General features: G+C 68.2%; 29 protein-coding genes. 18 read left to right on the forward strand and 11 right to left on the reverse strand.

The genetic code is table 11. From position 1 onward, the window contains the following. The first annotated feature begins 3 nt into the window (after nt 1-3). From ABZY89_RS24685 to ABZY89_RS24700, 4 genes are all read left to right on the forward strand, one after another. On the forward strand, nt 4-2,394 hold the full coding sequence (locus ABZY89_RS24685; protein ID WP_355231469.1) for an excinuclease ABC subunit UvrA: 2,391 nt from the start codon (nt 4-6) through the stop codon (nt 2,392-2,394). 125 nt (nt 2,395-2,519) lie between these two features. Then, nucleotides 2,520-3,044 carry a DUF6069 family protein gene (locus tag ABZY89_RS24690; protein ID WP_355231471.1) on the forward strand — a complete coding sequence of 175 codons (525 nt, stop codon included), beginning with the start codon at nt 2,520-2,522 and terminating at the stop codon, nt 3,042-3,044. Nucleotides 3,045-3,083: 39 nt separating this feature from the next. Further along, the gene (locus ABZY89_RS24695; protein ID WP_355231473.1) at nt 3,084-3,554 is read left to right on the forward strand and encodes a VOC family protein; all 471 of its coding nucleotides are present in this window, start codon (nt 3,084-3,086) and stop codon (nt 3,552-3,554) included. 59 nt (nt 3,555-3,613) lie between these two features. After that, a complete protein-coding gene (locus tag ABZY89_RS24700; protein WP_355231475.1) occupies nt 3,614-4,057 on the forward strand; it encodes a GNAT family N-acetyltransferase in 444 nt (147 codons plus the stop codon). Nucleotides 4,058-4,091: 34 nt separating this feature from the next. On the opposite strand, the gene ABZY89_RS24705 is transcribed toward ABZY89_RS24700, so the two are convergent. Further along, nucleotides 4,092-4,724, reverse strand: a complete 633-nt coding sequence (locus ABZY89_RS24705) for a class I SAM-dependent methyltransferase (protein WP_355231476.1) — start codon at nt 4,722-4,724, stop codon at nt 4,092-4,094. A 61-nt stretch (nt 4,725-4,785) separates the two neighbouring features. Here ABZY89_RS24705 and ABZY89_RS24710 point away from each other — a divergent pair, with 61 nt between their 5' ends. From ABZY89_RS24710 to ddaH, 4 genes are all read left to right on the forward strand, one after another. Next, nucleotides 4,786-5,016 carry a DUF433 domain-containing protein gene (locus tag ABZY89_RS24710; protein ID WP_355231478.1) on the forward strand — a complete coding sequence of 77 codons (231 nt, stop codon included), beginning with the start codon at nt 4,786-4,788 and terminating at the stop codon, nt 5,014-5,016. Further along, nucleotides 5,013-5,381, forward strand: coding sequence for a DUF5615 family PIN-like protein (locus tag ABZY89_RS24715; RefSeq protein ID WP_355231480.1), 369 nt, complete (start codon nt 5,013-5,015; stop codon nt 5,379-5,381). The genes ABZY89_RS24710 and ABZY89_RS24715 overlap by 4 nt, the downstream gene beginning before the upstream one ends. 63 nt (nt 5,382-5,444) lie before the next feature. Continuing rightward, complete coding sequence (locus ABZY89_RS24720) at nt 5,445-5,939, forward strand: GNAT family N-acetyltransferase (protein WP_355231481.1); 495 nt, start codon at nt 5,445-5,447, stop codon at nt 5,937-5,939. A gap of 13 nt (nt 5,940-5,952) precedes the next feature. Further along, the gene (gene ddaH / locus ABZY89_RS24725) at nt 5,953-6,723 is read left to right on the forward strand and encodes a dimethylargininase (RefSeq protein ID WP_355231482.1); all 771 of its coding nucleotides are present in this window, start codon (nt 5,953-5,955) and stop codon (nt 6,721-6,723) included. Here ddaH and ABZY89_RS24730 read toward each other — a convergent pair. Together ABZY89_RS24730 and ABZY89_RS24735 are read right to left on the reverse strand one after the other, a co-directional pair. Continuing rightward, nucleotides 6,714-8,087 (reverse strand): lipase family protein, encoded by a 1,374-nt coding sequence (locus ABZY89_RS24730; protein WP_355231484.1) that lies wholly within the window; start codon nt 8,085-8,087, stop codon nt 6,714-6,716. The genes ddaH and ABZY89_RS24730 overlap by 10 nt on opposite strands. Nucleotides 8,088-8,204: 117 nt before the next feature. Next, the gene (locus tag ABZY89_RS24735) at nt 8,205-8,819 is read right to left on the reverse strand and encodes a GyrI-like domain-containing protein (RefSeq protein ID WP_355231486.1); all 615 of its coding nucleotides are present in this window, start codon (nt 8,817-8,819) and stop codon (nt 8,205-8,207) included. 82 nt (nt 8,820-8,901) lie between these two features. Here ABZY89_RS24735 and ABZY89_RS24740 point away from each other — a divergent pair, with 82 nt between their 5' ends. Then, entirely contained in the window at nt 8,902-9,303 is a 402-nt protein-coding gene (locus ABZY89_RS24740; protein ID WP_355231487.1) for an MmcQ/YjbR family DNA-binding protein, read from the forward strand. Further along, nucleotides 9,300-9,812 carry a putative immunity protein gene (locus ABZY89_RS24745; RefSeq protein ID WP_355231489.1) on the forward strand — a complete coding sequence of 171 codons (513 nt, stop codon included), beginning with the start codon at nt 9,300-9,302 and terminating at the stop codon, nt 9,810-9,812. The genes ABZY89_RS24740 and ABZY89_RS24745 overlap by 4 nt, the downstream gene beginning before the upstream one ends. Nucleotides 9,813-9,819: 7 nt before the next feature. Here the strand turns inward: ABZY89_RS24745 and ABZY89_RS24750 are convergent, their stop codons facing one another. Together ABZY89_RS24750 and ABZY89_RS24755 are read right to left on the reverse strand one after the other, a co-directional pair. After that, a complete protein-coding gene (locus ABZY89_RS24750; protein WP_355231491.1) occupies nt 9,820-11,052 on the reverse strand; it encodes a low temperature requirement protein A in 1,233 nt (410 codons plus the stop codon). Nucleotides 11,053-11,093: 41 nt separating this feature from the next. After that, nucleotides 11,094-11,603, reverse strand: a complete 510-nt coding sequence (locus ABZY89_RS24755; RefSeq protein ID WP_355231493.1) for a DUF1772 domain-containing protein — start codon at nt 11,601-11,603, stop codon at nt 11,094-11,096. Nucleotides 11,604-11,658: 55 nt separating this feature from the next. Here ABZY89_RS24755 and ABZY89_RS24760 point away from each other — a divergent pair, with 55 nt between their 5' ends. Further along, nucleotides 11,659-12,015 (forward strand): TraR/DksA C4-type zinc finger protein, encoded by a 357-nt coding sequence (locus tag ABZY89_RS24760; protein WP_355231495.1) that lies wholly within the window; start codon nt 11,659-11,661, stop codon nt 12,013-12,015. On the opposite strand, the gene ABZY89_RS24765 is transcribed toward ABZY89_RS24760, so the two are convergent. After that, complete coding sequence (locus ABZY89_RS24765) at nt 12,012-12,218, reverse strand: hypothetical protein (protein WP_355231497.1); 207 nt, start codon at nt 12,216-12,218, stop codon at nt 12,012-12,014. The two genes, ABZY89_RS24760 and ABZY89_RS24765, sit on opposite strands and share 4 nt — an antisense overlap. A gap of 29 nt (nt 12,219-12,247) precedes the next feature. Between ABZY89_RS24765 and ABZY89_RS24770 the strand changes: the two genes are divergently transcribed. Beyond that, the gene (locus ABZY89_RS24770; RefSeq protein WP_355231498.1) at nt 12,248-12,550 is read left to right on the forward strand and encodes a hypothetical protein; all 303 of its coding nucleotides are present in this window, start codon (nt 12,248-12,250) and stop codon (nt 12,548-12,550) included. A gap of 59 nt (nt 12,551-12,609) precedes the next feature. Beyond that, complete coding sequence (locus ABZY89_RS24775) at nt 12,610-12,999, forward strand: DUF1304 domain-containing protein (protein ID WP_355231499.1); 390 nt, start codon at nt 12,610-12,612, stop codon at nt 12,997-12,999. On the opposite strand, the gene ABZY89_RS24780 is transcribed toward ABZY89_RS24775, so the two are convergent. Beyond that, on the reverse strand, nt 12,980-13,978 hold the full coding sequence (locus tag ABZY89_RS24780) for an alpha/beta hydrolase (RefSeq protein WP_355231501.1): 999 nt from the start codon (nt 13,976-13,978) through the stop codon (nt 12,980-12,982). The two genes, ABZY89_RS24775 and ABZY89_RS24780, sit on opposite strands and share 20 nt — an antisense overlap. 84 nt (nt 13,979-14,062) lie before the next feature. Between ABZY89_RS24780 and ABZY89_RS24785 the strand changes: the two genes are divergently transcribed. After that, nucleotides 14,063-15,076, forward strand: coding sequence for a tyrosine-type recombinase/integrase (locus ABZY89_RS24785; RefSeq protein ID WP_355231502.1), 1,014 nt, complete (start codon nt 14,063-14,065; stop codon nt 15,074-15,076). A gap of 9 nt (nt 15,077-15,085) precedes the next feature. Here ABZY89_RS24785 and ABZY89_RS24790 read toward each other — a convergent pair whose 3' ends face one another. Continuing rightward, the gene (locus ABZY89_RS24790; protein WP_355231504.1) at nt 15,086-15,868 is read right to left on the reverse strand and encodes a class I SAM-dependent methyltransferase; all 783 of its coding nucleotides are present in this window, start codon (nt 15,866-15,868) and stop codon (nt 15,086-15,088) included. Between the two features lie 173 nt (nt 15,869-16,041). On the opposite strand from ABZY89_RS24790, the gene ABZY89_RS24795 reads away from it, so the two are divergent. Continuing rightward, the gene (locus ABZY89_RS24795) at nt 16,042-17,403 is read left to right on the forward strand and encodes an FAD-binding oxidoreductase (RefSeq protein ID WP_355231506.1); all 1,362 of its coding nucleotides are present in this window, start codon (nt 16,042-16,044) and stop codon (nt 17,401-17,403) included. A gap of 72 nt (nt 17,404-17,475) precedes the next feature. Here ABZY89_RS24795 and ABZY89_RS24800 read toward each other — a convergent pair whose 3' ends face one another. Both ABZY89_RS24800 and ABZY89_RS24805 read right to left on the reverse strand, forming a co-directional pair. Continuing rightward, nucleotides 17,476-18,297, reverse strand: a complete 822-nt coding sequence (locus ABZY89_RS24800) for an alpha/beta hydrolase (protein ID WP_355231507.1) — start codon at nt 18,295-18,297, stop codon at nt 17,476-17,478. Nucleotides 18,298-18,402: 105 nt separating this feature from the next. Beyond that, on the reverse strand, nt 18,403-18,963 hold the full coding sequence (locus ABZY89_RS24805; RefSeq protein ID WP_355231509.1) for a TetR/AcrR family transcriptional regulator: 561 nt from the start codon (nt 18,961-18,963) through the stop codon (nt 18,403-18,405). Between the two features lie 69 nt (nt 18,964-19,032). Here ABZY89_RS24805 and ABZY89_RS24810 point away from each other — a divergent pair, with 69 nt between their 5' ends. Further along, the gene (locus tag ABZY89_RS24810) at nt 19,033-20,073 is read left to right on the forward strand and encodes a helix-turn-helix domain-containing protein (RefSeq protein WP_355231510.1); all 1,041 of its coding nucleotides are present in this window, start codon (nt 19,033-19,035) and stop codon (nt 20,071-20,073) included. Here ABZY89_RS24810 and ABZY89_RS24815 read toward each other — a convergent pair. Beyond that, entirely contained in the window at nt 19,996-20,439 is a 444-nt protein-coding gene (locus ABZY89_RS24815; protein WP_355231512.1) for a hypothetical protein, read from the reverse strand. The two genes, ABZY89_RS24810 and ABZY89_RS24815, sit on opposite strands and share 78 nt — an antisense overlap. 46 nt (nt 20,440-20,485) lie before the next feature. On the opposite strand from ABZY89_RS24815, the gene ABZY89_RS24820 reads away from it, so the two are divergent. Beyond that, nucleotides 20,486-21,004: a pyridoxamine 5'-phosphate oxidase family protein gene (locus ABZY89_RS24820; RefSeq protein WP_355231514.1), complete on the forward strand. Its 519-nt coding sequence runs from the start codon at nt 20,486-20,488 to the stop codon at nt 21,002-21,004. Between the two features lie 48 nt (nt 21,005-21,052). Then, the gene (locus ABZY89_RS24825; protein WP_355231516.1) at nt 21,053-21,502 is read left to right on the forward strand and encodes a DUF3592 domain-containing protein; all 450 of its coding nucleotides are present in this window, start codon (nt 21,053-21,055) and stop codon (nt 21,500-21,502) included. Nucleotides 21,503-21,629: the final 127 nt, after the last annotated feature.

Genomic DNA, 21,629 nt, shown 5'->3' on the forward strand with positions numbered 1-21,629 from the left:
GCCATGACCGGCCCCGGCTCGAAAGAGCACAACAGCGAGCACAAGCCCGAGCACAGCGCAGACACTCACGACCTGATCCGAGTCCAGGGGGCCCGGCAGAACAACCTCAAGGACATCTCGGTCGAGATCCCCAAGCGCCGGCTCTCGGTGTTCACCGGGGTGTCGGGGTCGGGGAAGTCGTCGCTGGTCTTCGGCACGATCGCGGCGGAGTCGCGGCGGCTGATCGATGAGACGTACTCGACGTTCATCCAGGGGTTCATGCCCAGCCTGCCGCGACCGGAGGTCGATGCGATGGAGGGGCTGACGACCGCCATCCTGGTCGACCAGGAGCGGCTCGGCGCCAACCCGCGCTCGACGCTCGGCACGGTCACCGACGGCCACGCGATGCTTCGCCAGCTCTTCTCACGCCTGGGCGATCCCTACATCGGCGGGGCGACAGCGTTCTCGTTCAACATCCCGACCACCAAGGTCGGTGGTGTCTCGGTCACGGAGTCGGGCAAGAAGAACGTCATCAAGCAGGAGATCTACCTCGGCGGCATGTGCCCGAAGTGTGAGGGCCGCGGCGTCGTCTCCGACCTGGATCTCGCTGCCATCGTCGACGAGTCCAAGTCGCTCAACGAGGGCGCGATCCTCGTGCCCGGCTACAAGGCCGACGGCTGGATGGTGAAGGGCTTCGCCGAGACGGGCCTGCTCGACGGTGACAAGCCGATCAAGGACTACACAGAGACCGAGCGCCACGACTTCCTCTACAAGGAGAAGGGCAAGATCAAGGCGCTCGGGATGAACATGACGTACCAGGGGCTCATCCCCAAGCTGCGCGAGTCGGTCTTCAGCAAGGACCCCGAGCAGCTGCAGCCGCACATCAAGGCGTTCGTGGAGCGTGCGGCCGTCTTCGCGCCGTGCCCGACCTGCGGCGGCAGCCGTCTGAACGAGTCGGCCCGCTCCTCGAAGATCAGGGGTCTCGACATCGGCGAGGTCGCCGCCATGCAGATCACCGACCTCGCCGAATGGCTGCGTGGGATCAACGAGCCGGGCGTCGCCCCGCTGATCCGATCGCTGCTCCACCTGTGCGACTCGATGACCGAGATCGGGCTGGGCTACCTCTCCTTCGACCGTCCTTCGGGGACCCTGAGCGGCGGTGAGGCGCAGCGTACGAAGATGGTGCGGCACCTGGGGTCAGCCCTGACCGATGTGACCTACGTCTTCGACGAGCCCACCGTGGGGCTGCACCCGCACGACATCGAGCGGATGAACAAGCTCCTGCTGGACCTGCGCGACAAGGGCAACACCGTGCTCGTGGTCGAGCACAAGCCGGAGACGATCGCGATCGCCGACCGCGTGTTCGACCTCGGACCGGGGGCCGGCAGTGACGGCGGGACGATCTGCTTCGAGGGGACGTTCGACGACCTGGCGAAGGCGGACACCCTCACCGGGCGCCATCTGGGACATCGTGCCTCGCTGAAGGAGAGCGTGCGCACGCCGACCGGCCACCTGGAGATCCGTGGGGCGTCCTCGCACAACCTGAAGAACGTCGACGTCGACATCCCGCTCGGGGTGTTGACCGTGGTCACCGGTGTCGCCGGCTCGGGCAAGTCCTCGCTCATCCACGACTCGATCCCGCGCGGAACCGATGTGGAGTTCGTCGACCAGAGTGCGATCAAGGGCTCGCGACGGAGCAACCCGGCGACGTACACAGGTCTGCTGGAGCCCATCCGGAAGGCGTTCGCGAAGGCGAACGGGGTGAAGCCGGCGCTCTTCTCCGCGAACTCGGAGGGAGCGTGTCCGACCTGCAAGGGCAACGGGATGATCTTCACCGAGCTGGGGTTCATGGAGACCGTCTCGAGCCCGTGCGAGGACTGTGGCGGGAAGCGGTTCCAGCCGCTGGTGCTGGAGTATCGCCTCGGTGAGCTCAACATCGCCGAGGTGCTCGACCTCTCCGTCGCCAAGGCGCACGACTTCTTCTCCGAGGGCGAGTCGAAGGTGCCGCCGGCGGCGAACATCCTCGGACGGATGCAGGACGTCGGGCTGGGCTACCTCAAGCTCGGCCAGCCACTCAACACCCTCTCCGGCGGCGAGCGGCAGCGGATCAAGCTGGCCATGCACCTGGGGGAGAAGGGCGGGACGTACGTCCTGGACGAGCCGACCACCGGACTCCACCTCGCCGACGTCGACAACCTGCTGGCGCTGCTCGACAAGCTGGTCGATGCCGGCAAGTCGGTGATCGTGATCGAGCACCACCAGGCGGTCATGGCGCACGCCGACAGGATCATCGACCTCGGCCCGGGTGCCGGTCACGACGGCGGCCTGGTCGTCTTCGAAGGTACGCCCGCCGAGCTGGTCGCCAAGAAGTCGACGCTCACCGGCGAGCACCTGGCGGCGTACGTCGGGGCCTGAGCTCGAGCAGCCGGACGGGTTCGGGTGGCGGGAATCACGCCTGTTTGAGGGCATCTGGATGCGGTCGGCGGTGAGCGGCGCGCTTAGTGTGCGTTGGTTGCAGCAACAACGAAGGAGCAGCCGCGATGACCCTCTACGTTCCCGAGCACAGGCGTACGCCCGAGCAGTCCGAGCACACCGCTTGGACCCGTCCGGCCCAGCCGGCGGTGGAGGTGACTCCGGTCCGGGAGCGTCCGACGCGGGTATGGCCGCGCGGGCTGGTGGCCACCGCCATCGCCGCGGTCGCCACCAGCCTGATGGCCGTGATCGCCAAGGCGGCCGGGGTCGACTTCGGCAGCAGCGTGGGCGACGTACCGCTCGCGGCGTTCCCGATGCTCACCGTCTACTGCTCGCTGATCGGCATCATCGTCGCCGAGGTGATGATCCGGGTGGCCACGATGCCCCGCTCGACCTTCCAGATCACCATGATCGTGCTCACCGGGCTCTCGCTGGTCCCCGACGTGCTGCCGTTCTTCGAGTTCGACCTGGCCTTCGTCGGCGTCCTGTGCCTGACCCACATCGTCGCCGCCGCGATCGTGGTCCCGATGATCGCGGGGCGGATGGAGGAGCGCCGGGGCCTCGGTCTGCCAACTCCCGCTCATCGCCGATAGCGGACGCCGACCGTCCTGTTTCGGTGTCATGGTGGAGCCATGGCACTCGAGACCCGCACCTTCCAGGTCACCTTCGACGCACACGACCCACGGGCGCTCTCCACGTTCTGGCGTGACGTCCTCGGCTACGTCCACCCGGGTCCACCGGGGGTCGAGATCCCCGAGGGCAGCGACCCGCTGGATGCGTGGGACGAGTTCCTCGCTCGCGTCGGGGTGCCGGAAGACCAGCGCAACAACGCCTCGGCGATCGAGGATCCCGCCGGCACCGGTCCGCGCGTCTTCTTCCAGCGCGTGCCGGAGTCGAAGACCGCCAAGAACCGCGTGCACCTCGACGTCCGCGCCGCTCCCGGGCTGCAGGGCGATGAGCGGATGGCCGCGCTCGAGGCAGAGTGCGAGCGCGTCGTCGCGCTGGGAGCCACCCGCGTCCGTCGCTACGAGCCCGACCCGCCGATGAGCCTCGGCTTCATCGTCATGCAGGACCCCGAAGGAAACGAGTGGTGTCTCGACTGAGCTTTTCCCTATCCTCCGGGCATGAAGATCAGGCCGCTGTCGTCGATGACGCCGAGGCGTTGACCGACCTCCATCTCGACGTGTGGGAGGAGGCGTACGCCGGCCTGATGCCCGACCAGATCTTCGCCGAGCGGCGATCTCTCCGGTCGGTGAGGGTCGATCGCTGGCGTACGAACATCGAGACCGGCCCGATCTCCAACCTGGTGGCCGAGGCCGATGAGCCGGGACGACTGCTGGGCTTCGCCAGTTCCGGGCCTGCCCGCGACGATGACCCGGGGTTGCCGTCGCTCGAGCTCTCCGCACTCTATATCCGCTCGGAGAGGTACGGCACCGGCCTCGGCCATGCGCTGTTCGAAGCCGCGGTCGGGGGTTCCGCGGCGTACCTCTGGGTCCTCGAAGGCAACCAGCGCGCAACAGCGTTCTACGAACGCCAGGGCTTCCGGCTCGACGGAGAGACCAAGGCCGACCCGGTCGGGATCGAGCGCAGGATGGTCCGCGACTGAGGACCCTGCCCTCGGAGTGGAAGGAAAATTCCTTTCACTCCTGTAGGGCGCGGCGGGCGAGCAGGGTCGAGTCGTCGATCTGGACCGGGACGCCGTCGCGGATGGTCAAGCGCGGGCGCTGTTCGACGACGACCGGCTCGAAGCCCCCGGGGAGGCCAGGAAGCAGGTCCGAGGCGAGGAACATCGCGTTGTGATGGCCGTGGCGCGCGAAGACCTCGGAGGGCGCGTGGCCGACGACGAGGAGGTGGCCCCCGGGCGCGACCGCGGTGGCCAGGCGACCGGCGACGTCGACCATGCTCCCGTTGGGGGTGTGCAGGAAGTGGCACGTGACCAGGTCGAACTGCCGGCCCTCGGCGTCGAAGGTGCGGGCGTCGACCTGCCACCAGGACGTACGTTCCGCGACCCCGGCGTCCTCGGCATGTCGCCTCGCCCGGGCCAGACCGTTGGCCGAGAAGTCGGCGCCGGTGACCGTCCAGCCTTGCTGCGCGAGCCAGATGACGTCGCCGCCCTCGCCGCAGCCGACGTCGAGCGCCGTCCCGGGTGTCAGCTCGGAGACCTCGGCGACGAGCTGCGGGTTCGGGTTGCCGCTCCAGACCTTCTCCTCGCCGGCGTAGCGCTCCTCCCACGACTCCGGCTCGAACATCCTGCGTCCCTCGTCCTCGCTCATAGAGACCAAACTACGCACATACTTCGCGCCGAAGTGCGCAACTGAGAGGTAACCTCGGGGTGTGACCTTCGAGCGAATTACGGTGCATCCCGATCGGATGGGTGGAGTCCCGACGATCCGGGGCATGCGCATTCCTGTGGCGACAGTCGTCGCGATGGTTGCGGACGGAATGACCGCCGACGAGATCATCGATGACCTACCTGATCTGGTCGCCGAAGATGTGGCCGAGGCCCTTCGCTACGCGGCTGAGGCTGTGCGTGAGCGCGAGCTACCACTACGTCCGAGCGCATGAGGCTACTGCTCGACGAGAACCTCTCCGAGAAGTTGGTTCCCCTGCTTGTAGCGGGAGGGCACGATGTCACTCACGTTCGGCAGCTCGGACTCGCCGGGACGTTGGATCCGGACGTACTCGATCTCGCGAAACGGGACGAACGCATCCTGGTCTCTGCCGACACCGATTTCGGCACGCTCCTGGCAAGAACCCGCGCAACGTCACCCTCATTCGTCCTCATACGACGGCTGGTTGGCCGACGCGTCCACGAGATCGCCCGTGTGGTCATCGATAATCTCGGCGACGTCGAGGAAGATCTTCTAGCCGGCGCTGTCGTTGTCTTCGGCGACGAGACCATGCGGATCAGGCGATTGCCCATCGGGTGAGCCCGCAGGGCTCCTCCAAAACCTGGTGCGTTCGGGGCACGCCGTGTGGTTGCCTGACCGGCGATGATCACCCTGAACGAACCACCTCGCCTGGTCCGTCCGACGACGGCCGTACGCACCTCCTATCTCACCGGCGAACAGGCCGACTGTCTCCTGCGCGGCACCGACACCGACTGGCTCGGGCCGGCCAGCGAGGACTTCGAGGCGTTCGTCGCTGCCAGGGACTACGACAAGGAGCGCTGGGACGTGATGTCGACGGTCTACTGGTACGTCTCCGAGGAGCACTATCTCGGCACCCTCGTCGTGCGGCACACGCTGACCCCCGACCTCGCTGTCGACGGCGGTCACATCGGCTACCACGTCGTCGCGCCGTGGCGGCGCCAGGGCCACGCGACCCGCATGCTGGAGCTCGGCCTCGAGAAGGCTCGTGAGCACGGCGTATCCCGCGCTCTGCTCACCTGTGTCCCCTCCAACGAGCCGTCCCGGCGGGTGATCGAGAAGAACGGGGGCGTGCTCGACGAGCAGCTCGGCAACGAGCTCCGGTTCTGGATCGGGTAGGGATACTTCACCCATGCACGCTCTCGTACGCCGCCCCTCGCCCCGCCTCGCCGAGGGGCTCGTCACCCACATCGAGCGGACCCCGGTCGACGTCGGCCTCGCCCACGAGCAGTGGGAGGCGTACGTCGTCGCGATGCGCTCCGCCGGCTGGACCACCCACGAGGTCGATCCCGCCGACGACTGCCCGGACTCGGTCTTCGTCGAGGACACGATGGTCGCCTTCGCGGACCTGGCCGTGATCAGCCGGCCGGGTGCGCTGGAACGGCGCCCGGAGATCGACGCGGCCGAGGACGCGGTCCGCGCGCGGGGCTATCGGATCGCCCACATCGAGGCGCCTGGGACTCTCGACGGCGGCGACGTGCTCAAGCACGGCGACACCGTGTGGGTGGGGGAGGGCGGGCGTACGAACGCCGAGGGGATCGCCCAGCTCCGGGCACTGCTCGCACCGCTGGGCGCCGAGGTCGTCGCCGTTCCCCTCACGAAGGTGCTCCATCTCAAGTCGGCCGTCACCGCGCTCCCCGACGGCACCATCATCGGCCACGAGCCGCTGGTCGACGACCCGAGCGTGTGGGGAGCCCGGTTCCTGCCGGTCCCGGAGGAAGCGGGCTCCCATGTGGTCGTCCTCGACGACCGCACGCTGCTGATGGCCGCCTCGGCACCGCTGAGCAGAGCGATGTTCGAGGAGCGCGGCTACACGGTCGTGCAGGTCGACATCTCCGAGTTCGAGAAGCTCGAAGGCTGCGTCACCTGCCTGTCCGTGCGGCTACGAGCAGCTCAGGGCTGAACGGGCATCGACGCGCAGTTGGATCCGGCGGCGACGCCCTTGACCCGGTCGGTGACCCAGTTGATCGCGGCGGTCTGGTCGACGAGCAGCGGGGTGACATGGTTGGTGACCAGCCCGTCGCCGAGGTTGGGCAGGATGACCGCCTGGTAGGTCACCTTCGCTCCCCGACCACACCAGTCGACGGCCAGCTGCCGAGACTGCTCGTGCGGGACGATGTCGTCCTGGGTGCCGGTGGCCAGGCGTACCGGGATCCGCGGGGCCACGTGCCCGAGCTTCTGCTCGGAGATGATCGACCGCACCGCCGGCTCGCGCTCGATGATGTCGTCGAGGCTCTCGCCGGTCTTGGTCCAGCTGGTGCTGCGCTGGAACGGGTAGCCGAAGATCCCGTCCGCGACGCACGCCGTCGAGAGATCCTCCAGCGCCGCCTGACCTGCCTCGTTGAGGTTCTCGTCCAGGATCGGCCGCAGCTCCGGGTTGGACTGGGCGAGACCGTTGATGGTCCAGGCCAGCGCCGCCACCAGCGCCGAACCGTCGATGCCGACCGCAGTCGCGCGCAGGTCGGCGGGCGGAGCACCGACGTAGGCGCCGACGAGATTGATCTCGGGAGCGTACGTCGAGGCGAGCTCGGAGGCCGACCCGGTCGCGCCGCCGCCCTGGCTGTAGCCATAGAGCGCGACCCGCGACCCGGTGGTCACCGATGCGTCCGGGACCTCGCGCGCAGCCCGCGCGGCGTCGAGGACTGCATGACCTCCGTCGACGCGGTCGACATAGGTGTGGAGCCGGTCGGTGGCGCCCAGGCCGACGTAGTCGGTGACCATCACCGCCACGCCGCGCGCCAGGAGGCGGTAGATCCCGATGTCCTCGTAGCCCACCGAGACGGTCTTGCCGTTGAAGAGGATCGGGCGCTCCAGGCCGAGCGAGGCCGAGCACTGGTCGCCCTGGCCCATGGTGCCGGGCGCGACGACCACGAGCGGCCGGTCGCCGGCACCGCTCCAAGCCGCGAACGGCTCGATGTAGGCGCCGGTCACCGCGGCCGCGGCGCCGTTGTTGTCGGTCGTCTTGTACATGACTCGGGTCGCGGTGCCGGGCAGCGAGCCGATGCCCGGGATCGAGAGGCCGACGCCGAGGGGGAGGGGCTCGGTGCGTACGAGCGCACCGTCGGCGTCAGGAAGCGTTGCCGGTGGGTTGTAGAACTCCGGGATCTGGACGCGGCGGGAGACGACGGCGGTGCTCTGGTCGGCGGCCTCGGCCGGTGCGGCCAGAGCCGCGGGCATGACGGCGGCGACGGCCAGAGCCGTCACCAGGGTGCGTACGGCGTGCTTGCCGGGACGCTTCACGAACAGCCTCGATGCGTGCTGAGCCATGGGGGACTCTCCTCACGTGAGCGGGACCGCTGCGTCCCGAGTTACTGAAGAGTAATGTGAGCGCCGTCACGCTGACAAGGGTTTCAGTCCACACTTGTACACCGAGATTCGCGGAGCCTAGGAGACGACCGGCTGACGCAGGATGGTCCGAAGCTTGGCGGGCTCCACCCGCCGCGGGTCACCCAGATAGATCTCGTGGTGCTTCCCGGTCATCCGCAGCCCGTTGTCGGGGATGAACCGCTCGTGCAGCTCCTCGAGCACCGGGCCCTCGTCGTCGTAGGGCCCGATGTGCAGCGTCTGCACGCAAGTGCCTTCCGTGAGCGTCTCGAGGCGCACCTTGTCCAGGCTCGCCGGGCGGTCCTTGGCGCCGACCTTCGATACCGCCTCGTCGAACATCTGTTCGGTGACCCAGTCGGGGGTCATGATCATGGCTGTCCAGTCCCACTGCGACTTGTCGCGCGCCCGGGTGAACGCGTCCATGTCCTCGGCCCACCACAGCGCCTCCAGCGGTGGGACCACGTAGTCGCGGCCCTCGTTCTTGCTGGCGAACTTCAGCTTGTACGCCACCGGATAGAGCGCCGCGAGCGCATCTGCGTACTCCTGGGCGGTGTTGGGATCACCGTGCCCGTCGACCATCAGGTAGGGGAGTGGCGGCACCTCGAGCACCCGGAACTCACCCTGACGTGCCCGATAGCTGTCGAGCGTCTTCTTCAGATCCACCTTCACCGCCATGAGGCCATGATGTCGCGACGGCGAGGACGACGGACCCGAATTTCCGGTGCCGTTCGGGGGAGTCTGCGCCTACGCTCCGGACATGGCAACCGTGGACGACGTGCGCTGGCTCGGCTCGAGCCTGGAGCGGTCCTACGAGGTCTTCGTACGCGGCCGGCTGAAGTTCCGGGTCGGCTCGATCGTCTACGTCGCCTTCTCCCTGGACGAGACCGAGATGGGATTCGGCTTCCCGAAGGAGGAGCGTGCCGCACTGGTCGCCAGTGCGCCCGACAGGTTCCATATGCCACGCGAGTCGGAGATGCGGTTCAACTGGGTGGAGTCGTCCCTGGCCGCGCTCGACCCGGTCGAGGCGTGCGAGTTCGTCGTCGACGCTTGGCGCCTGTGCGTCCCGAAGAAGGTCGCCGCCGCCTACGACCTCACCCATCCCGATGGGCCCGGACCCGACCGTCCGGAGACCGGGCCCGAGACCGGGGGAGAGCGATGATCCTGGCCAAGGAGCGTGACCCGCGCCTGATCACGGTCCGCCGCGGCGGCACGCTCACCGACGCCGACCACCAGCTGCTCGCGCTGTGGGCGGCGACCTGCGCCGAGCACGTCCTCCCGCTCTTCGAGGCGGAGTGCCCCGACGACCCGCGGCCACGGGAGGCCATCGAGGCCGCGCGTGCCTGGACCCGCGGTGAGCTGAAGATGATGGAGGCTCGCGCGCTCGGCGGTCACGCCATGGGCGCGGCCCGGCCCTTGCGCGGAGCCGCCCGCAACGCGGCCTACGCCGCCGGCCAGGCCGGCGTGGTCGCCCATGTCGCGGCCCACGACCTGGGCGCGGCTGCGTACGCCATCAAGGCCGTACGCGACGCCGCACCGTCCGGCGAGGCCATCGAGGCCGGGCGCCGGGAGTGCCGCTGGCAGCGTGAGCAGCTCCCGGAGCCCATCCGCGAGCTCGTCCTCGACGATCAGCGGATCCGCAACGAGATCTGCTGGTCGGTCTTCGACTGAGGACGTCTCAGAGAGCCTCGACATCGGCGGCAACGTGGCGATAGCCCCACGATTCGTAGACGACGACCGTCACGTACGGCGCAGCGGCGATGATCAGCAGCGACCAGCCGAGCGAGACACCGGCTGTTGCCGCGACCACCCCGAGCGCCAGGACCGCGAGCATGCCGACGGCCAGGTTGACGTGCAGCATGTCGACGCGCCTCATCAGCGCTGAGTAGATGCCGAAGTAGGCGATCGTGAAGACTGCCAGCGGGATCGCGACCGAGAGCACCGCCCCGAGCACGCCGATGGTCGCCTCGCCCTCCATGACGTACGCCGCCACATGGATGCCACCGCCGAAGGCTGCCACCGAGGCGAAGATGATGATGTGGCCGTAGGCGAAGATCCAGGCCCGTTGTCGATGGCGCTCGATGAAGTGCGCGAACGGAATGATGTAGTAGTCCCACCAGATCCCGAAGGCCAACAGCGTGCCGGCGACCACGAGCAGGATCGACTCCTGCGACCAGCCGACATGCTCGACCGCGGAGGCCACTGCCGCGACTGTTCCGAGGATGACCTCGCCCAGCGTGATGATGAGCAGCAGCCCGTAGCGCTCAGCGATGTGTTCGGCATTCCAGGGCATGCCCCAGCGGCGTTTGGCGTAGATCGGGCCGATCATCTCGACGCCGTAGAAGACGACCGACGCGAGCACCACCAGTGCCACCGAGCTCGTCTGGGCGACCGCGAGGCCCACCCAGCCGATCTGCGCGACGAGGATCGAACCGGCGTAGGTGAGCGCGGTATTGCGGTAGGCGGGGGATTGCGACGCAGCCCGGAGCCATTGGGCGACCATCGCGACGCGCATCACGATGTAGCCCCCGACCAGGACGCGGTTGTCGAGCACTCCGCCGTGGTCGATCGACTCGAACAACGGCGCCACGCCGAGGGCCACGACGATGGCACCGGCCATCTGCACGATCGTGAGAGCGCGGAAGACCCAGTCGTCGGTGTCGAACCCGGAGGCGAACCACGCGAAGTTGATCCATGCCCAGCAGATCGCCACGACGGTGAACAGGAACCCGCCGATAGCGGGGCCCAGGTGCTCCTCGGCGACCAGGTGAGCGAACGCGTTGCCGGCTTGCGCGAACGCGACGACGAAAGCAAGGTCGAACAGCAACTCCAGGGGAGTGGCGGAGCGACCTATCTCGTTGGGGTCGCGTCCGCTCATCCGCATCAGCCGATGCGGTCGCACCACGGTCATGGCGAAGATCCTGCCACCACCGGGCCGTCTCGGCGAGAGGGTCAGGCCGACAGACGACCCTGGATAACCAGGCTCCAAGCCAGACATCCGAACGCGGCGGTCGTCGTGAGGGTCCGCACGACGTTCCAGCGGACCCATCTCGCCTCGTCGAACGCCGCGCGGACCTGGCCGAGGTCGGCGATCCGGTCCGGTGATCCTGCCGCCTTGAGCGCGTCGTTGAGCGGGAGATGGACCGCGATGGTGATGACGAAGGCGACCAGGTAGAGAACCAGCGCGGCCACGACCCACGGCAGCAGCCGGCGCACATCGGAACCCAGCGACAGCGCCACGGCCAGAGCAGTGAACGCGAGCGAGCCGAGGAACCCGCTCGCCATGAACCAGGGGTTGATGATCGCGCGGTCCAGCGCCTGGAACGTGCCGACGAACGTACGGTCGTCCGTCGCGTCGAGCCCCGGCATGATCGTGTGCGCGTAGAGGGCGAAGTAGCCCGCCATCAGGCCCATGGTCATGGTCGCGGCGACCAGCGCCAGAATGCGGAGATCCTCGATCACGGGAGCCAGACAATCGGGTTTCGGTGGCATGGGCCAACGAATTACCGTCGACCACATGGATCAAGCTCGCGTACGGCTCGAGGGGGAGCGCCGGCAGACGCTCACGCGCCTGGCAGACCTGAGCGACGACTTCGACGCCGTCGTCGCGGCCTCGCGCGACACCAACGCCGACGACGAGCACGATCCCGAGGGCGCCACGATCGCCTTCGAGCGGTCCCAGGTCCAAGCGCTCGTACGCCAGGCCCGCGAGCATCTCGCCGAGATCGACGCGGCGCTGGAGCGCGTGAGCGCGGGCACGTACGGGACCTGTGAGAACTGTGGCCGGCCGATCGGCGAGGGCCGCCTCGAGGCGCGCCCGGTGGCACGCACCTGCATCAGCTGTGCCGGGAAGCCGAGGGAACGGCTGCGCTAGCGGCGATGCCGACCGGGCTGGTCACGCATCTCGACGAGATCGTCGTGGACCCGGCGTGCGCGCCGTCTCTCCAGCCTCGCCACCAGAAAGCCCGCTGCGGCCGCGAGCACCATCAGGACCAGGAGCACCACCACCGTGGCGCCCACCATGTCCAGGACGTAGCTCGTCATTGCGGGCAGGTACCCGATGTCGGCCGCGTTCATGCGCGAGGCTCTTCGATACGGTGGCCGTCATGTCAGGTGAACCCGAAGACCCGATCCGCCTGTGCTGTCTCCTGTGGGCGCGCGGGGGAGAGGCCGAGGCCCTCCATGCCTACGAGGACCGTGTCCTGACGCTGATCTCGGAGCACGGTGGCGAAGTGGTGCACCGCGCCTTTGCCGACGACGCACCCGGGCAGCCCGACGAGGTCCAGCTCTTCCGGTTCCCGGACCAGGCCTCGCTGGACGCCTACATGAACGACGAGCGGCGTACGGCACTCGGCGCCGAGCGCGACGCGGCCGTGGCGCGCACCGAGGTGTTCCCAGTTCGGTTCTGAGGATCGGTTACTGTCAGCCTCAGCCGGTGCTCGAGCACCCAACCCGGAAGAGGTCTGTGATGGTCGTTGCTGGATTGGTGCTCGCCGCCCTGGCCGCCCTGGTGCACGTCTACATCTTCGTCATGGAGTCGTTGACCTGGACGACCCCGAAGACGCGGGCGGTGTTCGGGATCGGCGCCGAGGAGGCCGAGGCGACCAAGGAGCTGGCCTTCAACCAGGGCTTCTACAACCTGTTCCTCGCCATCGTCACGGCGGTCGGCATCGTCCTGTACCCGGTGTGCTCCGCAGCGGTCGGCGCCGCCCTGGTCTTCGCCGGAGCCGGTTCGATGGCAGCCGCCGCGGCAGTGCTGTTCATCTCCTCGCCCGACAAGCGCAGCGCGGCTCTCAAGCAGGGCGTGATCCCGCTGCTCGCCGTCGTCGCCCTGGCGATCAGCCTGGCTCTGAGCTAGCCAGGAACTCGAGCAGGAGCTGGTTGGTCTCCTCGGGGCGCTCCTGCTGGACCCAGTGTCCACACCGGGGGAGTACCACCGAGCGAGTGAGGCCCGGCAGGGTCTGATCGAAGCGTTCGATCTGACTGCGGCCAGTGATCGCGGGGCCGTCGTACTCGCCGGCGACGAAGAGCGACGGCACCCTGATCGGCACGTCGCTGAAGGCCGCGAGGTCCTCCCAGTCGCGGTCGATGTTGCGGTAGCGCGCGAGCGGTCCGAAGAAGTCGGAGTCGGCGAACTCGCGCGCGTAGAAGTCGACATCGGCCTCGGTCAGCCACGCGGGCATCTCGGTGGGATAGATGAATTGGTCCGAGAGCCGGTCGCCGCGCGGCACCAGCCCGAGCGCTCCGCGTGGATCCCCACCGGCGGCGAGTACGCCGTCACCGGAGATCGAGTAGTAGATGCCGAGCAGCCAGCGGCGTACGTCGGGCAAGATCTCGGCCTCGACGACACCCGGGGTCTGGAAGTAGGAGATGTAGAAGTCTTCGTCAGCACCGCCGGCCTGTGCCATCGCCTCGGTGGGCCGACGGCGTCCGGAGGGACTGAACGGCACCGACAGACCGGCAACGGCGGTGAAGACGTCCGGCCTCAGCTGAGCCGTGGTCCAGGCGAGGGGAGCGCCCCAGTCGTGCCCGACGATGGTGGCCGTCTTGGCGCCCAGGGCGTGCACCAGGGCGACGTTGTCGCCGACATGGCGCAGCATCCGGTAGTCCTCGATGGCACCTGGTTTCGAGGAGCCGCCATATCCGCGGACGTCGATCGCGACCGCCCGGTAGCCCGCGTCGGCGAGCGCGGCGATCTGGTGGCGCCACGAGTACCAGGACTCCGGAAACCCGTGCACCAGGAGCACGAGCCGGCCGTCCGCCGGCCCTGACTCCACCCAGTGCAGGTCGATTCCGTTGACGTGTTCGGTGCGGTGAGTTACAGCGGTGTCGGCCACGGCTGGAGTCTGCCATCTCGCCGGAATTCCGCGATAGTACCCCCTATCGCAGAAATGTTCGAAAAGGCTGTAATATCGGGGGATGTGAGCGTACCTGACGATGGTGTGATGTTCGGCGATGTCGTCGAGGACTTCCTGACCGACCGGGCCACACTCACGCGCCGTGGGCTCAACGACAAGTCCCGCAGTGCCTACCGGCAGGACATCGCCGCCTGGGCGAGGCAGCTGCATGTCGACGCGGGCGGCGAACCTGATGCCGATGTGCTGGCGCTGGTCCCGATCTCGGCGCTGAACGACCAGAACGTACGCATCGCCTACAGGTCGCTGCGGGAGAGCTCGGCCGCGGCCACCTGTCAGCGCCGCGTCGGCACGCTGCGGCTCTTCACCCACTGGCTGCAGCTCGAGGGACACCTGCAGGTGGATCCCACGCTGCGTATCGAGGCACCCGAGCGGCCCAGCCGGCTGCCGGCCGGCTGGAGCGTCGACGAGCTCCGCCGCCTGGCACGGGTCGCCTCGACTCCGCGCGAAGGCACCGACCGGCGCCGCTGGCCGGCTCGAGATCGGGCGATCTTCGCGGTGTTGGTCACCACCGGCGTACGTGCCGCGGAGCTGTGCGGCCTCACCATCGGCTCCATCCGGCGCGAGCCCGACGGCGAGACACTGGTGAGGGTCATCGGCAAGGGCGACAAGCAGCGCAACCTGCCGCTGCCGCCCGAGGCCGTCGATGCGGTCGACGTCTATCTGGTCGAGCTGGAGGCCCGTTTCGGCGCCCGCGACCCGGCCGACAGCCTGTTCGTGCTGACCTCGGGCAAACAGCTGCGCCCCGGCGCACTCAATCACCTGGTCGAGACCTGGATCCGTCTCGCCGGCGTTCCGAAGCAGCCTGGCGAGGCCGCGCATGCGTTTCGGCACAGCGCGGCCAAGGGACTGATCCGTTCGGGCGTACCGGTGCCGGCGGTGCAGGGGCTGCTCGGTCACGAGGACCTCAAGACCACCGGGATCTATGTCAAGGCGACAGCCGCCGACACCCGCGACGCCGTGCTGTTGTCACCGGCGCGCGAAGTGCTGCGAGAGACGGCTGCGCCACCACCTGACTGAGCGCGGGGCTCACTCGCGTGGCTTGACCGCCCGGGTCGCGATGTAGGCGGACAGGTGCTGGGCAGTGACGTCTGCGTGGTGCGGTGCTTCGCTGAGGTGGGTCAGGACGAACCCGGCCGCCAGCTGCCCGCCGATCTGTTCGGTCAGCGAGTGGCTGTACTCGATCGGGCCGCTTCCGTAGGCGCGCACCCGGTCGGCCTCTGAGAGGTCGAGCGAGCTGAATGGCAGCCGGTGACGAACCACCAGCTCCTGCCGGTCGAGCGCCACCTCGTCGAAGATGTAGACGTCCGGGTTCATGAAGCCGACCATGAGCGTCCCGCCGGGGCGCAGCACCCGAAACGTTTCTTCCCAGACCGGCGTCAGGTCGGGACAGAACACATTCGACACCGGGTTGACGATGACGTCGAAGCTGGCGTCGTTGAAGGCACCGAGGTCGCGCATGTCACCGAGCACGGTGTGAAGCTCCAGCCCGTCACGAGCGGCGACCTCGTCATCGCGAGCCAGCTGCTTGGGCGAGTTGTCGAACACGGTCACCATGGCGCCCGCCGCCGCGAGGACGGGACCTTGCTGGCCACCGCCGGAGGCGAGGCAGAGCACGCGAGCACCGGCAAGCTCGGACGGGAACCAATCACTCGGGATCGGCTCGTGACCGATCAGAACCACCGACCAGTCGCCTTGACGTGCTTTCGCGATGATCTCGGGACCAACCGGTCGGGACCATTCGTTGTCGTTGTCTACCAGTTCGTCCCACGCGACGCGGTTGTGCGCGGTCGGGTCGAAGTCTTCACTCACAACAGCGAACCCTAACGCCCTGTTTCGACCAATGGGTTAGTCGCCGATAATGCGCATTATGTCAAGTGGTGTGGCCTGGAGTCCCCTCGTACGGCCGTCCCCCGTGTACCGGAACTCGATGACGTGGCGTAGCAGGAATGATTGCCGCGACTGCGTCGGATGACGCTGGCGTCATGACATCCATCAACGAACTTCGCAAACAAGTGACGCGGGTCGTCGCACCCGACGACCCCGACTACGACACGGCTCGAGCCGTCTGGAACGGAATGATCGACCGTCGTCCCGCCGCTGTCGTCCCTGCCGCGAACGTCAACGACGTCATCGCGGCAGTGAACTTCGCACGCGACGCCGGCCTGTCGCTGGCCGTACGTGGCGGCGGGCACAGCTCGCCCGGTTACGGGACGATCGATGACGGCTTGGTCATCGACCTGTCCCCCATGCGTTCCGTCGAGGTCGATGCCACCGCGCGGACCGCTCGCGTGGGTGGCGGCGCCACCCTGGCCGACCTCAACGACGCCACCCACGCGCACGGCCTGGCCGTGCCTGGCGGCATTGTGTCGACGACCGGCGTCGGCGGCCTCACGCTCGGCGGCGGCATCGGCTACCTCACCCGCGGTTTCGGTCTCTCGATCGACAGCCTCCGCTCAGTCGACGTCGTCACCGCGGACGGACAGCTCCGTCGCGCCAGTGAGTCCGAGAACGCCGACCTGTTCTGGGCGCTCCGCGGAGGCAGCGGCAACTTCGGGGTCGTCACGAGCTTCGAGTTCGACCTGCATCCGGTGGACCAGGTCGTCGTCGGACTCTTCTTCTACGAGCTGGAGCACGCGGGCGATCTGCTGCGGTTCTTCCGCACCTGGATCCCCGAAGCGGACGAACGCTACGGGGCCTTTCCGGCGTTCCAGGTGGCTCCTCCCCTCCCCTTCCTCCCGGAGGACCGCCACGGCGACACGCTCTGCGCCGCCGTCGTCCACTGGAGTGGGCCCGTCGAGGAGGGCGAGACGGCGATGCAGCCGTTCCGCGACTTGGCGCCGCGCGTCGGCGAGATGGTCGGGCCGATGCCGTACCCGTGGCTCAACAGCGCGTTCGACGAGCTGTTCCCCCGTGGCGTACGCAGCTACTGGAAGGGCAACTACGTCACCGAGCTGACCGACGAGGCGATCGAGGTGCACCTGGCCCACGGCCCCAAGGCGCCGAACGCGAGCTCGACGATGCACCTGTACTCGATCAACGGGGCTGCCTCCCGTGTCGGCGCCACGGACACCGCGTTCTCCTACCGCCACGCGACGTTCTCGACGGTGATCGTCTCCGCCTGGCCGGACGCCTCGGACGACGCGGCCAACATCGCGTGGGTCCGCGACTACGCCGACGCGCTCACGCCGCACTCCGAGGCAGGCGGGTACGTGAACTTCATGTCCGACGACGACCAGGGGCGCGTCACCGACACCTATGGCAGCAACTACGCGCGGCTCAGGAAGGTCAAGCAGGCCTACGACCCAGAGAACCTGTTCAGCCACAACCAGAACATCGCGCCCTGATCCTGTATCGAGGAAGAGGTCCGGGTGCGGCACCGCGCGAGGCGGCACCGCACCCACGGAGTCACTCCTTGATCACTTCTTGATGAAGTCGAGGATGTCCTGGATCAGCTCCTGCTGGTACGCGCCGAAGATCCCGTGCGGGGCGCCCGGGTAGACCTTGAGCGTGCCGTCCTTGACCAGCTCGATCGACTTCAGCGCCGCGTTCCCGATCGGCACGATCTGGTCGTCGTCGCCGTGCGCGATGAAGATCGGCACGTCGAGAGCCTTCAGGTCCTCGGTGAAGTCGGTCGCCGAGAAGGCCGCGACACACTCGTACGCCGCCTGGATCCCGGCGAGCATCCCCTGGCGCCAGAAGTCGTCGATCGCGCCCTGCGACGCCTCGACGCCGTCACGGTTGAAGCCGAAGAACGACGGCGCGAGCTCACGGTAGAAGTTCGAGCGGTCGGCGAGCACGCCTGCCCGGATCCCGTCGAAGACGTCGATCGGGAGCCCCTCAGGGTACGCCTCGGTCTGGAGCATGATCGGCGGGACCGCACCGATCGTGACGACCTTGGCGACGCGTCCGTTGCCGTGCTGGGCCGCGCAGCGGACGACCTCTCCCCCGCCGGTCGAGTGGCCGACGAAGACCGCGTCACGCAGGTCGAGATGCTCGACGAGCTCGGCGAGGTCGCGGGCGTAGGTGTCCATGTCGTTGCCCTGCCAGGGCTGGGCGGACTTTCCGTGGCCGCGGCGGTCGTGGGCGATCACCCGGTAGCCGGCGTCGGCGAGCGTCTTGCGCTCGAGCGACCAGGCGTCCGAGCTGAGTGGCCAGCCGTGGCTGAACACGATCGGCTGACCGGTCCCCCAGTCTGAGTAGTGGATGTCGGTGCCGTCGGACGTGGTGAAGAAGGGCATGGTGCTCCTGTTGGATCGGTACAGCGAGGACCTCACCATCGTCGCCGTCCACACCGCCCCGGGTCGCCTGCCGGATCGGCCGCGAATCCCTCGGAATCGGACGCGTCAGGCCAGGACGAGTCGGTCGACGTAGGCGTTCGCCGACTCGCGCAGCTCTCGCCGCGACGTCGCCGTGGCTCCTGCCTGGATCAGAGCCTGCGAGAAGAGCAGGATCTCGCGCGCCAGTGTGCCTGCTCCGGTGCCGGTCCCGATGCGGGCCGCGATCCGCTCCTCCATCACGTCGAGAGTCCGCCTGCAGATGCCGACCACCTCGGTGTCGCGGTCGGCGAGCTCTGCCAGCGACCGCACCATGAGGCAGCCGAGGCGTCGCGGATCTCCGGTGCAGTCGTCGGCGATGCGCAGCAGGTAGCGGCGTACGGCTTCACGGGCTCCGTCCTCCCCCGCCAACGCGTCGGTCGTCAGGGTGATCCGACCGCCGCAGTAGGCCTCGAGGGCTGCGAGGAAGAGGCCGCGCTTGCTCCCGAACGCCGCGTAGATGCTGCCGTTTCCCGCGCCGGTGTGCTCGGCGAGGTCATGCATGGAGGTTCGCTCGTAGCCATGCTCACGGAACACGTCGAGCGCCGCGTCACGTACCGCCGTGACTGAGATCTCCCGAGGTCTGGCCATTCCCCGAATGTACCGGTCATCGCCTTGGCCGTTATGGAATACTCAATCCATAACCGAGAGAGGATGTCGATGGCTGGTACGAGGCGACGGATCGGGTTCCTCCTGTTCGACGGTGTGAAGGCGCTGGACTATGTCGGTCCGGCCGAGGTTTTCGTGGAGGCGAACCAGGCGACAGAGGCGTACGAGGTGGCCCTGCTCTCGCCTTCGGGCGCCGCGGTGACCTCGTCGATCGGCGGCGGTGTCGCCGTGAGTGCCGCCGCAGCCGACGCCCCACCGCTCGACACGCTCATCGTCCCGGGCAGCGAGCGTGCGCCGTCGGCCTTCGTGACCGACGAGCTGCTCACCGCCGCGCAGATCCTGGCCGGCCGGGCCAGGCGCGTCGTGTCGATCTGCAGTGGGGCATTCGTGCTCGCGGAGCTCGGCCTGCTGGACGGGCGCAGCGCGACCACTCATTGGAAGTTCACCGACGACCTGGCACTTCGGTTCCCCCTCGTCGACGTGCAGCCGGACCGGATCTTCGTACGTGATCGCGACGTCGCGACGTCCGCCGGCGTCGCCGCCGGCATCGACCTTGCACTGGCCCTGGTCGAGGACGACCTCGGCGCGGCAACCGCCCAGCGGGTCGCGCAGGGGCTCCTCGTCTACCTGCGGCGCTCGGGCGGACAGACCCAGTTCTCCGCTCCCCTGCGCGCTGTGGCGGTGCCCGAAAGCCCGGTGCGCATCATCACCGAGCTCATCGCCCAGGACCCGTCCTACCGGCACAGCGTCATCTCACTGGCGCGTCACGTCAGCATCAGCCCGCGCCACCTCACGCGCCTCTTCCAGGACGAGGTCGGGATGAGCCCTGCCGAGTACGCCGCCAGCGTACGTTTCGACCTGGCGCGGAGCTGGCTGGAGGCCGGCCGCTCGGTGGCGCAGGCGGCCTCCGATGCCGGGTTCTCGAGTGCCGAGGCCCTCCGCCGCACCTTCGTCGCACGCCTGGGCGTCTCGCCCTCGGCCTACCGCCGCGGCATCCGCACCCACGTCACGGCGTCAGGGCCGGCGACTCTCACCTTCGCGCAGGGCAAGGATCGTGCGGGCGTCGGCAGCCGTAGCGACCGCCAGCGCTGACGCGGCGATCTTCGGCCCGACGTTGCCCTCGCTGCGGGCGAGGCTCACGCAGTACGCCGCGATCGCCACGTTGAGCCCGGCGCGAGCAGCCATCCACGGCAGCCGGCGGCGACCCGCCAGCAACCCAGGCACGAGCGCCAGGTCCGCGACACCGATCGCTCGCAGCGCCGTGGGGTGGTCGCCGAGCTTCAGCGCCCGCCCGACCCGCTCCGGCGCGAGGAGGATCGCTGCCCCGATCGGCAGCGTGGCCAGTCCTACGAAGGCGGCCGAGCGCCGCGCACTCTCGTGGTCCATGAGAACCATCTTGTCCGACCGCTGGTGATCTCCCGCGCCGGATGTAGAGACGACGCCAACGTCTCCGTTCATGGAGTGAATGCGACCAGCGAAGGTCGCCACATCCGAGGAGACGCAGATGTCGAACACCATGCAGCCCGGCGAGATCGACGAGGTCCTCAGCCGTCCGCTGAGCCAGGAGCTCCTGGCGCGTGACCTGACCCGACTGGCGTACGTCGCCAAGGACGGCACCCCGAGGAACGTCCCGATCGGGTTCACCTGGAACGGCTCAGAGGTCGTCATGTGCACCACGCCCAACTCCCCCAAGCTCATCTCGCTGCGCCACAACCCGGTGGTGGCGCTGACCATCGACACCGAGGTGCACCCGCCCAAGATCCTGTTCATCCGCGGCACGGTCGAGCTCGACTACGTCGAGGGGATCCCGTGGGAGTACCTCCAGATGAACGGCTCCTACGAGATGTCGGCCGAGCAGCGGGTCGCCTGGGAGGCCGAGGTCCGCTCGCTGTACGACCGCATGGTCCGGATCGTCGTCACCCCGACATGGGCGAAGCTGATCGACTTCGAGACCACGCTTCCGACCCAGGTCGAGGAGCTGGTCCAGCAGCGCGCCGAGCGAAAAGCTGCCCGTTCCCACTAGGACCTCCCGCGAGCCGTTGCACTCCTCTGGCCTGTCGTGCGTGGTTCCATGACGACCATGGTGATCGGTTGGGCGTTCTTCCTCTTCGGCCTGGTCTTTGCCGCTTTCGGGATCTCGTTCGTCGTCTTTGGCGTGATCCAGCGCCAGCGGCTCAGAACCTGGACGCCGGCGACGGCGACGATCCGTGAGTTCGAGACCCGCAGGGTGAGCAGCGGGCAGCGCGGCTCACGGACCAAGCTGATCGCCCACTACGAGTACCGAGGCCCCAACGGCGAGGAGTACGCCGGCGAGGGCGCCCTGGACAACCAGCGGTTCGCGGTCGACGGGTCAGCACTCCCCCTGGCGATCGTCATCGACCCACTGGACCCGAGTCGCTCGATGGTTGCATCCGAAGGCGCACCCATCGGCTGCATGGTCGCGATGGCGATCCCGTTCACGCTGTTCGGCGGTGTCTTCGCGATGATCGGCTGGGCACTGACGGGTGTCACCGTCGTTTGATGGCCGACGGGCCAGGTCGATGTGTTTGCGCGCGTTCGCACTAGATATCGCCCGAATAAGCCGAAAGGGCTATGGATGCGCGGCGAATCTCCGTGTCACACTCCACAGCGTCCGGGTAACTGCACCC

The organism is Nocardioides sp. NPDC006303 (assembly GCF_040613175.1).
Classification (GTDB): Bacteria; Actinomycetota; Actinomycetes; order Propionibacteriales; family Nocardioidaceae; genus Nocardioides.

Excerpts from the sequence above, each read along its gene's own strand:
- ABZY89_RS24695 (WP_355231473.1), top strand. The coding sequence starts at position 3,084 with ATGGCACTCGAGACCCGCACCTTCCAGGTCACCTTCGACGCACACGAC.
- ABZY89_RS24820 (WP_355231514.1), top strand. The coding sequence starts at position 20,486 with ATGTCGAACACCATGCAGCCCGGCGAGATCGACGAGGTCCTCAGCCGT.
- ABZY89_RS24815 (WP_355231512.1), bottom strand. The coding sequence starts at position 20,439 with ATGAACGGAGACGTTGGCGTCGTCTCTACATCCGGCGCGGGAGATCAC.
- ABZY89_RS24810 (WP_355231510.1), top strand. The coding sequence starts at position 19,033 with ATGGCTGGTACGAGGCGACGGATCGGGTTCCTCCTGTTCGACGGTGTG.
- ABZY89_RS24800 (WP_355231507.1), bottom strand. The coding sequence starts at position 18,297 with ATGCCCTTCTTCACCACGTCCGACGGCACCGACATCCACTACTCAGAC.
- ABZY89_RS24805 (WP_355231509.1), bottom strand. The coding sequence starts at position 18,963 with ATGGCCAGACCTCGGGAGATCTCAGTCACGGCGGTACGTGACGCGGCG.
- ABZY89_RS24740 (WP_355231487.1), top strand. The coding sequence starts at position 8,902 with ATGGCAACCGTGGACGACGTGCGCTGGCTCGGCTCGAGCCTGGAGCGG.
- ABZY89_RS24735 (WP_355231486.1), bottom strand. The coding sequence starts at position 8,819 with ATGGCGGTGAAGGTGGATCTGAAGAAGACGCTCGACAGCTATCGGGCA.
- ABZY89_RS24795 (WP_355231506.1), top strand. The coding sequence starts at position 16,042 with ATGACATCCATCAACGAACTTCGCAAACAAGTGACGCGGGTCGTCGCA.
- ABZY89_RS24745 (WP_355231489.1), top strand. The coding sequence starts at position 9,300 with ATGATCCTGGCCAAGGAGCGTGACCCGCGCCTGATCACGGTCCGCCGC.
- ABZY89_RS24690 (WP_355231471.1), top strand. The coding sequence starts at position 2,520 with ATGACCCTCTACGTTCCCGAGCACAGGCGTACGCCCGAGCAGTCCGAG.
- ABZY89_RS24770 (WP_355231498.1), top strand. The coding sequence starts at position 12,248 with ATGTCAGGTGAACCCGAAGACCCGATCCGCCTGTGCTGTCTCCTGTGG.
- ABZY89_RS24760 (WP_355231495.1), top strand. The coding sequence starts at position 11,659 with ATGGATCAAGCTCGCGTACGGCTCGAGGGGGAGCGCCGGCAGACGCTC.
- ABZY89_RS24775 (WP_355231499.1), top strand. The coding sequence starts at position 12,610 with ATGGTCGTTGCTGGATTGGTGCTCGCCGCCCTGGCCGCCCTGGTGCAC.
- ABZY89_RS24825 (WP_355231516.1), top strand. The coding sequence starts at position 21,053 with ATGACGACCATGGTGATCGGTTGGGCGTTCTTCCTCTTCGGCCTGGTC.
- ABZY89_RS24705 (WP_355231476.1), bottom strand. The coding sequence starts at position 4,724 with ATGAGCGAGGACGAGGGACGCAGGATGTTCGAGCCGGAGTCGTGGGAG.
- ABZY89_RS24720 (WP_355231481.1), top strand. The coding sequence starts at position 5,445 with ATGATCACCCTGAACGAACCACCTCGCCTGGTCCGTCCGACGACGGCC.
- ABZY89_RS24685 (WP_355231469.1), top strand. The coding sequence starts at position 4 with ATGACCGGCCCCGGCTCGAAAGAGCACAACAGCGAGCACAAGCCCGAG.
- ddaH (WP_355231482.1), top strand. The coding sequence starts at position 5,953 with ATGCACGCTCTCGTACGCCGCCCCTCGCCCCGCCTCGCCGAGGGGCTC.
- ABZY89_RS24750 (WP_355231491.1), bottom strand. The coding sequence starts at position 11,052 with ATGACCGTGGTGCGACCGCATCGGCTGATGCGGATGAGCGGACGCGAC.
- ABZY89_RS24730 (WP_355231484.1), bottom strand. The coding sequence starts at position 8,087 with ATGGCTCAGCACGCATCGAGGCTGTTCGTGAAGCGTCCCGGCAAGCAC.
- ABZY89_RS24715 (WP_355231480.1), top strand. The coding sequence starts at position 5,013 with ATGAGGCTACTGCTCGACGAGAACCTCTCCGAGAAGTTGGTTCCCCTG.
- ABZY89_RS24765 (WP_355231497.1), bottom strand. The coding sequence starts at position 12,218 with ATGAACGCGGCCGACATCGGGTACCTGCCCGCAATGACGAGCTACGTC.